This is a genomic window from Caballeronia sp. M23-90 (genome assembly GCF_053574605.1).
In genome coordinates this window covers 1-10,245 of record NZ_JBSIPA010000226.1, presented here as the reverse complement: position 1 = coordinate 10,245, position 10,245 = coordinate 1, and the positions used below count along the sequence as shown (strand labels likewise).

Annotated in this window: 9 protein-coding genes and 1 pseudogene; 3 read left to right on the top strand and 7 right to left on the bottom strand. The window is 60.4% G+C overall.

Annotation, left to right across the window (positions count from 1 at the left end; translation table 11 throughout):
• The coding region (locus ACRXB1_RS20830) for an outer membrane protein assembly factor BamE (RefSeq protein ID WP_449493073.1) at positions 1-441 on the bottom strand (441 nt) is incomplete at its 3' end.
• Positions 442-642: 201 nt separating this feature from the next.
• Here ACRXB1_RS20830 and fur point away from each other — a divergent pair.
• Positions 643-1,071, top strand: coding sequence for a ferric iron uptake transcriptional regulator (gene fur, locus ACRXB1_RS20825; RefSeq protein WP_056356132.1), 429 nt, complete (start codon positions 643-645; stop codon positions 1,069-1,071).
• 99 nt (positions 1,072-1,170) lie between these two features.
• Here fur and gap read toward each other — a convergent pair whose 3' ends face one another.
• Positions 1,171-2,181 (bottom strand): type I glyceraldehyde-3-phosphate dehydrogenase, encoded by a 1,011-nt coding sequence (gap, locus tag ACRXB1_RS20820; RefSeq protein WP_061998503.1) that lies wholly within the window; start codon positions 2,179-2,181, stop codon positions 1,171-1,173.
• Between the two features lie 68 nt (positions 2,182-2,249).
• Positions 2,250-4,280: a transketolase gene (gene tkt / locus ACRXB1_RS20815; protein ID WP_449493072.1), complete on the bottom strand. Its 2,031-nt coding sequence runs from the start codon at positions 4,278-4,280 to the stop codon at positions 2,250-2,252.
• A gap of 311 nt (positions 4,281-4,591) precedes the next feature.
• Here tkt and ACRXB1_RS20810 point away from each other — a divergent pair, with 311 nt between their 5' ends.
• Together ACRXB1_RS20810 and ACRXB1_RS20805 are read left to right on the top strand one after the other, a co-directional pair.
• Positions 4,592-5,005, top strand: a complete 414-nt coding sequence (locus ACRXB1_RS20810) for a VOC family protein (RefSeq protein ID WP_061998501.1) — start codon at positions 4,592-4,594, stop codon at positions 5,003-5,005.
• A 60-nt stretch (positions 5,006-5,065) separates the two neighbouring features.
• Positions 5,066-5,803 (top strand): 16S rRNA (uracil(1498)-N(3))-methyltransferase, encoded by a 738-nt coding sequence (locus tag ACRXB1_RS20805; RefSeq protein ID WP_449493071.1) that lies wholly within the window; start codon positions 5,066-5,068, stop codon positions 5,801-5,803.
• Between the two features lie 118 nt (positions 5,804-5,921).
• Here the strand turns inward: ACRXB1_RS20805 and ACRXB1_RS20800 are convergent, their stop codons facing one another.
• The 4 genes and pseudogenes from ACRXB1_RS20800 to ACRXB1_RS20785 all read right to left on the bottom strand — a co-directional run.
• A complete protein-coding gene (locus tag ACRXB1_RS20800; protein ID WP_062000690.1) occupies positions 5,922-6,479 on the bottom strand; it encodes a barstar family protein in 558 nt (185 codons plus the stop codon).
• Between the two features lie 5 nt (positions 6,480-6,484).
• Complete coding sequence (locus tag ACRXB1_RS20795) at positions 6,485-6,865, bottom strand: ribonuclease (RefSeq protein WP_449493074.1); 381 nt, start codon at positions 6,863-6,865, stop codon at positions 6,485-6,487.
• Between the two features lie 637 nt (positions 6,866-7,502).
• Positions 7,503-9,809, bottom strand: a complete 2,307-nt coding sequence (locus ACRXB1_RS20790; RefSeq protein ID WP_061998499.1) for an NADP-dependent malic enzyme — start codon at positions 9,807-9,809, stop codon at positions 7,503-7,505.
• Between the two features lie 145 nt (positions 9,810-9,954).
• A pseudogene (locus ACRXB1_RS20785) lies at positions 9,955-10,245 on the bottom strand (hypothetical protein); the annotation flags it as partial.

Here is a 10,245-nt window from a genome sequence, read left to right as displayed (position 1 = left end):
TCTCGCCATGCCCGGAACCGGCGCGGCGGGAATCTTGCGGCCCTTGTCGCCATCGATTTCAGCCAGCAGCTCGAGATTCGACGGCAGGTTCTCGCCACCCGTCCAGTTCGCCACGCGATCGCCGGCGAAATTCACCACGAAATCGCGCTGCTGAACAACCGAAGTCGATCCGCGCTTGAAGTAGAAAATATAGTCCCAGCGGTCCGCGTGGAACATGTCCGCGAGCAGCGGCGTGCCGAGCAGCGTTTTCACCTGATCGCGCGACATGCCGACTTGCATCTGCGCCGCAGCTTCTGCCGAAACGAAATTCCCCTGCACGACCGTGATCCGATACGGCGTGATGTGTTGCGCGATGCTCTGCGTGACGCTGTCATAGGTGGAACAAGCGGACAACCCGGCCAGGACGGTCATGGTGGCGGCAGCAATCAAAGTTCCGCGCATACGACGGCTCTCCCGGCAATTCGATAAAGATTTTGGAAACATTTCACCCTTCATTTCACCCTTCGCCTGGCCCATTGCCCGTATGGGCGCAGGAAGTTTCGAAGTCTTTCGGAGATCGCGCCATTTCGTTCGGATGGTGACCAGAACGGTAAAAACGCATTACTATGAGAACCTTGAATTGTACTCTAGGGATGCCTAGCCATGACCAATCCCGCCGATCTCAAAAATATCGGGCTGAAGGCAACCCTGCCCCGGCTCAAGATCCTCGAGATTTTCCAGCATAGTCCGGTGCGCCACCTGACTGCAGAAGATGTGTATCGCAACCTGTTGCACGAAGAACTCGATATCGGTCTTGCGACCGTGTACCGCGTGTTGACGCAGTTCGAGCAAGCAGGGCTGCTGTCGCGCAGCAACTTTGAATCCGGCAAGGCCGTGTTCGAACTCAACGAAGGCTCGCATCATGACCACCTGGTGTGTCTTGACTGCGGCCTGGTCGAAGAGTTCTTCGACGCTGAAATTGAAAGCCGTCAGCAAGATATCGCAAAAGAACGCGGGTTCAAGCTGCACGAACACGCGCTCGCACTCTACGGCACGTGCACGAAGGAACAGTGTCCGCACAGGAAAAACTGATCCGTTCGCAGCGGTTGTAGCGTTGTCATGCCAGGAAATAAAAAACCGCCGGTTCTTGCAAACCGGCGGTTTTTTTGTGCTTACGTCAGCTTCGCTGCCTTACTTCGCATTGGCCAAAGCCACAGCCGTGTCCAGCATGCGGTTCGAGAAGCCCCACTCGTTGTCGTACCAGCTCGACACCTTCACAAGACGGCCTGACACCTTCGTGAGCGTTGCGTCGAACGTGGACGATGCCGGATTGTGGTTGAAGTCGATCGAGACCAGCGGCGCCGTGTTGTAGCCCAGAATGCCCTTCAGCGCGCCTTCCGATGCTTCCTTCATGATCGAGTTCACTTCTTCCACCGTCGTGTCGCGTGCGGCAATGAACGACAGGTCGACGATCGACACATTGATGGTCGGCACGCGAATCGCGTAACCGTCCAGCTTGCCGTTCAGCTCCGGCAGCACCAGGCCAACCGCCGATGCAGCGCCCGTCTTCGTCGGGATCTGGCTGTGTGTGGCCGAGCGCGCGCGGCGCAGGTCTTCGTGATACACGTCCGTCAGGACCTGGTCGTTCGTGTATGCATGAATGGTCGTCATCAGGCCATTCACCAGACCGATCTTGTCGTTCAGCGGCTTGACGAGCGGTGCGAGACAGTTCGTCGTGCACGATGCGTTCGAGATCACCGTGTCCGACGCCTTCAGCACGTGATGATTCACGCCATAAACGATGGTTGCATCGACGTCCTTGCCACCCGGCGCCGAGATGATGACCTTCTTCGCGCCGCCCTTGATGTGGGCGCTGGCCTTCTCTTTCGTCGTGAAAAAGCCCGTGCATTCCAGCACCACGTCCACGTTCAGCTCGCCCCACGGCAGTTCGGCCGGATTGCGGTTGGCCAGCACGCGGATGCGGTCGCCGTTGACCACGAGGTAGTCGCCGTCAACCGATACTTCGCCCGGGAACTTGCCGTGCGCCGTGTCGTACTGCGTCAGGTGCGCGTTCGTCTTGGCATCGCCGAGATCATTGATGGCAACGATCTCGATGTCATGCTTCTTGCCGTTTTCGTACAAGGCGCGCAGCGTATTGCGGCCGATCCGGCCGTAGCCGTTGATTGCAACGCGAATCGTCATGGTCTATCTCCTGATGGCTGAAAAAAAGTTCAGTTCGCTGCTGCCGGTCCGCTCGTCAAAGCGTCCGTTCAGCCCGCGAGCGCGGCTTTCGCCGTCTCCACGACATGCTCGACGGTAAAGCCGAAATACTTGAAAAGCTCGCCGGCAGGCGCGGATTCGCCAAACGAATCGATGCCCACCACGCCGCCTTCGAGACCCACATATTTACGCCAGAAATCCGTCACGCCGGCTTCGATTGCCACGCGCACGACGCCCTTCGGCAACACGCGCTCACGATACTCGGCGTCCTGCTGATCGAACACGTTGGTACACGGCATGGACACGATCCGCGCGCCGATGCCTTCCTGCGCCAGCTTCTCAGCCGCCTTCAGCGCCAGTTCGACTTCCGAACCCGTGGCGATCAGGATGATCTTGCGCGCGGGAATGTCGTCGTTCCAGTCACGCAGCACGTAGCCGCCCTTTGCGATATTCGCGATCTGCACGTCATTGCGTGCCGAGAACAGCAGGTTCTGACGCGTGAAGATCAGGGCCGACGGTCCCTTGTAGTCGATCGCCGACGTCCACGCCACAGCGGTCTCGACGGTATCCGCCGGACGCCATACGTGTAAGTGCGGAATCAGCCGCAGGCTCGAAGTTTGTTCGACTGACTGGTGCGTCGGACCATCTTCGCCCAGACCGATGGAATCGTGCGTGAACACGAAGATGGACGGCGCTTTCATCAGCGCGGCGACTCGCAGCGCGTTGCGGCTATAGTCCGAGAACGTCAGGAACGTGCCGCCGAACGGACGATACCCGCCATGCACCACCATGCCGTTGATCGCCGCGCTCATGCCGAATTCGCGCACGCCGTAGTTGATGTGGTTGCCCCACTGGATCTGGTTCGAGGTCTCGCCGGCGCGCACCGCCTTCGACGCCTTCCAGTTCGTCAGGTTGGAACCCGTCAGGTCGGCGGAGCCGCCCAGCAATTCCGGCAACGCGGCGGCAAGGCCGTCCAGCGTCTGCTGCGAAGCCTTGCGCGTGGCAATGGTTTCGCCCTTTTGATTTGCCGCTTCGATGATGTTCTTCGCGTCCTGTGCCCACGTCGCCGGCAATTCGCCTTTCATGCGGCGCACGAACTCGGCGGCTTCGGCCGAATGTTTCGCGCGGTAGGCATCGAATTGCTTGTTCCACTCGGCTTCAGCACGCGCGCCCGATTCCTTCGCGTCCCACGCTGCATAGACTTCCTGCGGGATCACGAACGGCTCCCACGTCCAGCCCATTCCTGCGCGGGCGTCTGCGATTTCCTTCGGACCCAGCGGCGCGCCGTGCGAATCGTGACTGCCTTGCTTGGTCGGCGCACCCTTGCCGATGGTCGTGCGGCAGCAGATCAGCGTCGGCTTGTCCGAGTTCTTGGCCTGCGCAATAGCAGCGTCCACCGCGTCGACGTTATGGCCGTCGACCGCGCGGATCACGTTCCAGCCGTACGCTTCGAAGCGCTTCGGGGTGTCGTCGTGGAACCAGTGTTCGACGTGGCCATCGATTGAAATGCCGTTGTCGTCGTAGAGCGCGATCAGCTTGTTCAGCTTGAGCGTCCCGGCGAAAGAACACGCTTCGTGCGAGATGCCTTCCATCATGCAGCCGTCGCCAAGGAACACGTACGTGTGGTGATCGACGATCTTCGCGCCGGCCTTGTTGAACTCGGCGGCGAGCAGCGCCTCGGCCAGCGCCATGCCGACAGCATTCGCCAGACCTTGCCCGAGCGGACCCGTGGTGGTTTCCACGCCCGGCGTGATGCCGTATTCCGGATGGCCCGGCGTCTTCGAATGCAGTTGACGGAAATTCTTGAGTTCGTTGATCGGCAGGTCGTAGCCGGTCAGGTGCAGCAACGAGTACAGCAACATGGAACCGTGACCGTTCGACAGAACAAAACGGTCGCGATCGGCCCAGTGCGGGTTGCTCGGATTGTGCTTCAGGTGACGCGACCAGAGTGCGACGCCGATTTCCGCCATGCCCATCGGCATGCCGGGATGGCCGGAATTGGCTTGCTGAACGGCGTCCATTGCCAGCGCGCGGATTGCGTTGGCCATCAGGGTGGTCTGGCTGGAAGTCGGGGATGTCATGTCGAGTCCGGTAGGTCCTGAAAAGATCCTGGGATGATTCTGGAGACGCACCGGGCGAACGACGAAACCACGTTTTCAGCAACCGGAGCGACGAGAAACGGAGAGGATCGGGAGCCCGTCATTCTAGCAGACGGCTCCGGGACTCAGGCGCGACCGGGCCGCCCAAGCGGGCGCAAGAAAACGGGCTGCGACCAGTCGCTCGGGCACGCTCCCTGCATCAGGCATCCGGGCGCAAAGCGGCCAAGCCGGACTTGATCCCGCAACCGCCATGGCACAATGCATGAACCAGCGCGCTCCGAGGAGATTTTGAAATGACCGACCCCCGCCCCGCCGATGTCCCTTGGCTCACGCCGTATCTGACGGTTCGCGATGCTCGCGTAAGCACGGGGTTCTATGAGCAGGCGCTAGGCTTTGCACTACGCGACAGCGTCAATGACGACGGCGCCGTGATCCATGTCGAGATGACGTATCGCGGACAGTTGATCCTGATGTTCGCACCGGAAGGCGCGTACGGGTCGCACGCAAGAACACCGAAAAGCACGGGCTTGATGGCGCCCCAGTCGTTCTACTTGTACGTGGATGATGTCGATGCCGTGTATGGCCGCGCCATTGCCGTCGGCGCCAAGGGGCTGATCGAACCGCAAGACCAGTACTGGGGAGACCGGTTCGCACAATTCGAAGACCCGGATGGGTATCGCTGGGCAATCGCCCGGCACCTGAACTGACCGACACCCTTCGTTTTCATCACTAGCCGGACGCCCGCACGCGTTTGGGCGCACCCTCTCATGCCACGTTTCTTTGTTTCCAGCCCGCTCGTTGCGGGCGAAATCATGCCGCTGCCAGACGATGTCGTCCGGCACGTCCAGGTCCTGCGCCTGCAAACCGACGACCCCATCACCCTGTTCGACGGCACCGGCGGCGAATACAGCGCGCGGCTGCTCGAAATCGGCAAGCGCACGGCGACCGCGCATATCGACGCATTCATCGAACGCGATGCCGAAACGCCGTATCGCGTGACATTGGCGCAGGGCGTGGCGGGCGGCGACAAGATGGACTGGTTGATTGAAAAGGCGGTGGAACTGGGCGTTGCATCCGTGATCCCCCTCACCACTGAGCGCGGCGTGGTGCGGCTTTCCGGTGACCGCGCGATCCGCCGGCACAGCCATTGGCAGGCTCTGGCGCGCGCCGCGTGCGAGCAGTGCGGACGCAATCGCGTGCCCGGCGTCACGCCGGCGCTGGATCTCGACAAATGGTTGAATGGCCTGCCGCCCGTCGAAACCGGCGAGTTGCGCTTGTTGTTGTCGCCGAGGGCGGAATTGAGTTTTGCTTCCCTTCCGGGCAAAGCGCCGACCTCGCCGGTCACGGTCGCAATCGGCCCCGAAGCGGGTTTTTCGCCGGCAGAAGAAGCCGCGATCGTCGATGCCGGATTCACCACGCTCGGCCTTGGACCGCGCATTCTTCGCACGGAAACGGCCGGCATTGCAGTCCTGGCAGCGCTCGCAGCAAAATGGGGCGGATGGTGACTGGGAACGCAAAAGCCGGCCGGCGCCTCTTTTAAAAGGCGCCGGCCGGCTTATCTGTCAGACATGAAACCTGCGTAATCCACGCAAACGAGTCAGGCAAACGAGTCACGCGAACGCGTCAGGCGAACGAGTAGAACACCCTGAACGCCACACGTCGTTCCGCCCAGAACTCCGCCGCTTCACGAAACACGTCCAGAAGGGTTTCGCGCCCTTCCTTGTCGAATTTCTGCGCCACCGGCAACGCCTCCAGAACGATCACGAATCCTGGTTGCGATCCGGCTTTCTGTACCAGGTCGGTCAGGCTGTCGTAGAGCGCATCGTAGTTCTTGCCAAAGTGCTTGGGAAACAAGAAGGACGTCGCGATGGTTTCGAGCACTTCCTGCTTGCTCTGCGCCTGACCACAGTAGGCGTAAAGGAAATGCTGGCCGAGCTTGCCCGCTTCGTCGGCGAGATCCTGAACGCGAAAAGCGCGAATCGACTGCACGATATTCGATCGTACTGTCTTGAAAAGACTCATAGACCCCTCGTTCAATGATGACAGCGCCGTGCTCGGTTCGTTGTCGGGTCTCGTTTCGTCTGTTGTGCGGAGTCGCAAAACGCGCTGGAACATGTTGCCATCGCCGGCGAAAAGATCACCCGCGACACCGTTGTCGTGCGCGTAGATGTTGTCGCTCATGCCGTTCATCCCGAAGTTAATCCCGCAATGCGTTTAAAACTCACGTAATGGTCGTCGCTGTAGAAGCAGTTGTCGATCTGCCGACGCGGCCCTCCACATACGATCCGGCGTGCGCCGCGATCACGGGCGCGCGGCGTAGGTACGGTGTATTCGCGGTAATAGCCGCGCGGATGCGGCGGAAGCATACGCTCGCGGTTGCCAAACACAATGCCGTCTTTCTCATACGGGAAAGGTCCGCCAGCTTCGATCCGCCGTAACGTCACAACCGCCTGCTTTGGCAATTGCGCAGCGTCGACAGTCGTCTGTGACGACTCCAAACCCGCTGATGCGGCATCGCGCCTGTTATCTCTGCGCGGATCGCTTTGCGGCCTGTTCTTGTCCTGCACTGCGAGCGGCGACTGAGCTTGCGACGCTGCTGCGGGACTGTTGCCTCCCGGGCTTGGCGAGTCCGGCGCGCTCTTGCCGCAGCCGCTCAGCACCACCAAAAGCGCCGTCAGGAAACCACAAACCCATGCGCGCTTCACAAAACCCATCCCGCTTAAAGCCCCAAAAATTGACGACCATGAAAGACGTAAGGGTATCGCTAATGACAGCCGGAATCAACGTTGGTTCAGGCGATGCCCGTTTTTTAATCAGTTCCGGTCCCCTGCCGTCAGGCCGGGCTGCGGGCCCACTGGCGTTTTCCGACCGCAATCAAATTTAGGGCGGCATCAAATATCGGATTGATCTGAGATGTTTTTATCTTGGATGGGATAATAATTCTCTCATGCGTGGCTTGGGGAGTGGACCCAGTGTCGCCTCTCTGGGGAAAGCTCTCACGGTCTGACGATCGGAACCACTGCTGTTTGGAGGACAAGCAAATCCCCTTGCATGCCTCGAGGCGTGCCGGATGATCCGGCACGCTTTTTTTTGGCCTGAAGCAGTCACGGTCTATTTTCGGCCGCCCAACAAAAAAGGGATTGCGACGATTCCGCAACCCCTTTCTACCAACGCATCCCGCAACTTCTGCGAGCTTGATTTACCTCAACGCGCTACAGCCGTCGTGTCCGCAACCAGCAACGCAGTCATGTTGACAATGCGTCGCACCGTTGCAGACGCCGTAAGCACGTGAACCGGCTGCGCCGCACCTAGAAGAATCGGACCGATGGCGATGTTGTTACCGGCGGCCGTCTTCAGCAGGTTGTACGAGATGTTGGCCGCATCGATATTCGGCAGCACGAGCAGGTTTGCATCGCCTTCCAAGGTTGATTCCGGCAGCACTTCGGCGCGCAACCGCGAGTCGAGTGCCACGTCGCCGTGCATTTCGCCGTCCACATCCAGCTCCGGCGCGCGTTCTTTCAGCAACGCCAGCGTCTCGCGCATCTTGATGGCGGATGGTGCGTTGCTTGTGCCGAAGTTCGAATGCGACAGCAGCGCGATCTTTGGCACGATCCCGAAGCGGCGCACTTCTTCCGCCGCCATGATCGTGATTTCGCAAAGCTGCTCGGGCGTCGGGTCGACGTTCACGTGCGTGTCGACAATAAAGATCTGCCGGCCCGGCAGCACCAGTGCATTCATGGCCGCGTACACGCTGCAGCCCGCCTTCTTGCCGATCACCTGATCGACGAAATGCAGATGCCGGTGCGTCGTGCTGATCGTGCCGCAAATCATGCCGTCCGCTTCGCCCTTCTTCACCAGCATGGAGCCGATCAGCGTGGTGCGGCGGCGCATTTCGAGCTTCGCCATCTGCGCGCTGATGCCCTTCCTGGCCATCATGGTGTGATACGTCTGCCAGAAATCGCGATAACGCGAGTCGTGATCCGTATCCACCACAGTGAAATCCACGCCCGGCGTCAGACGCAAACCGTACTTGGCGATGCGCTGCGTGATCACGGCCGGACGTCCGATCAGGATCGGCTTGGCGATCTTCTCGTCCACCGCGATCTGCACCGCGCGCAACACACGCTCTTCCTCGCCCTCGGCAAACACAATGCGCTTCTTGTCCGGCTCGACGCTGCGCGCAAGCTGGAACACGGGCTTCATGGTCGTGCCGCTGTGATACACGAACTGCTGCAGGTGCTGCTCGTAAGCATCCATGTCTTCAATAGGACGCGTCGCCACGCCTGAATCCATGGCCGCCTTCGCAACGGCCGGCGCGATCTTCACGATCAGGCGCGGATCGAAAGGCTTCGGAATCAGGTACTCGGGACCGAACGACAGATCCTGGATGCCGTAAGCGGTCGCCACGATATCGCTTTGTTCCTGACGCGCCAGTTCCGCAATCGCGTTCACGGCGGCAATTTCCATCTCGCGCGTGATCGTGCTCGCGCCCGCATCCAGCGCACCGCGGAAGATGAACGGGAAGCACAGCACATTGTTGACCTGGTTCGGATAATCCGTGCGGCCGGTTGCCAGCACTGCGTCCGGTCGGACTTCCAGTGCGAGTTCCGGCAGGATTTCCGGCGTCGGGTTGGCGAGCGCGAGAATCAGCGGCTTCGGCGCCATGCCCTTGACCATGTCCTGCTTCAGCACGCCGCCAGCCGAGAGACCGAGGAAAACGTCAGCGCCTTCGATGACGTCGGCAAGCGTGCGTGCGGACGTTTCGCGCGCAAAGCGATCCTTGTCCGGGTCCATCAGTTCCACTCGGCCCTTGTAGACCACGCCGGCCAGATCCGTCACGAAGATGTTCTCGAGCTTCATGCCGAGTTCGACCAGCAAGTCGAGACACGCAAGCGACGCGGCGCCTGCGCCCGACGCCACGAGTTTCACTTCATCGATCTTCTTGCCGACCACGACCAGACCGTTGGTAATCGCCGCCGCGACCACGATGGCCGTACCGTGCTGGTCGTCGTGGAACACCGGGATCTTCATGCGCTTGCGGGCCTCGCGCTCGACGATGAAGCAATCCGGCGCCTTGATGTCTTCGAGGTTGATGCCGCCGAACGTGGGTTCGAGCGCGCAGATCACATCGACGAGCTTCATGGGGTCCATCTCGTTCAACTCGATGTCGAACACGTCGATGCCCGCAAACTTCTTGAACAGCACAGCCTTGCCTTCCATCACAGGCTTCGACGCCAGCGGCCCGATGTTGCCGAGCCCGAGCACAGCCGTGCCATTCGTCACCACGCCGACGAGATTGCTGCGCGCGGTGAAGCGCGCGGCGTTCAGCGGGTTCGCAACGATCTCTTCGCACGCGAATGCGACGCCCGGCGAATAGGCCAGCGCCAGATCGCGCTGGTTGATCATTTGCTTGGTCGGGGCGATCGCGATTTTGCCGGGGGTGGGAAACTCGTGGTAATCGAGCGCGGCTTCGCGGAGTTTGGCTTTGGCGTTATCTGCTGGCGTGGTCATGAGGCGGCGGGCTTTAGGCAAGATTAGAATAGAAGTTCGAACGCATTGTAGCGCCAATCAAAGGCCGTCCCAGAAGGTGATACCCGCAATTCCCGGCGCATGGCCCATTCGGACAAGGCTTCGAAAGGCGGCAGAAAGCACATGCCTACCAGCGGTTTACGCCGCTAAATCCTTTTATCGAGATGAAACGTGCGCGAACGCGGGCGCATCGTCTCCAACTCTCTTTCGACATTGCCGGACTGCCGATGCTCTCAGAGTTTTCCCTGATCGAACGATATTTCTCCCAACCCGCGACCACGCGCCGCGCATGCATGGTCGCGACCGCGAGAATGGATGGATCGATGGAATCACGAATCCCGCTCCACATCTGCCGCGGCACGGTTCGCTGATCCGGGCCGCCAATGAACAGAATCACGATGACTTCGTCGAAGGAAGT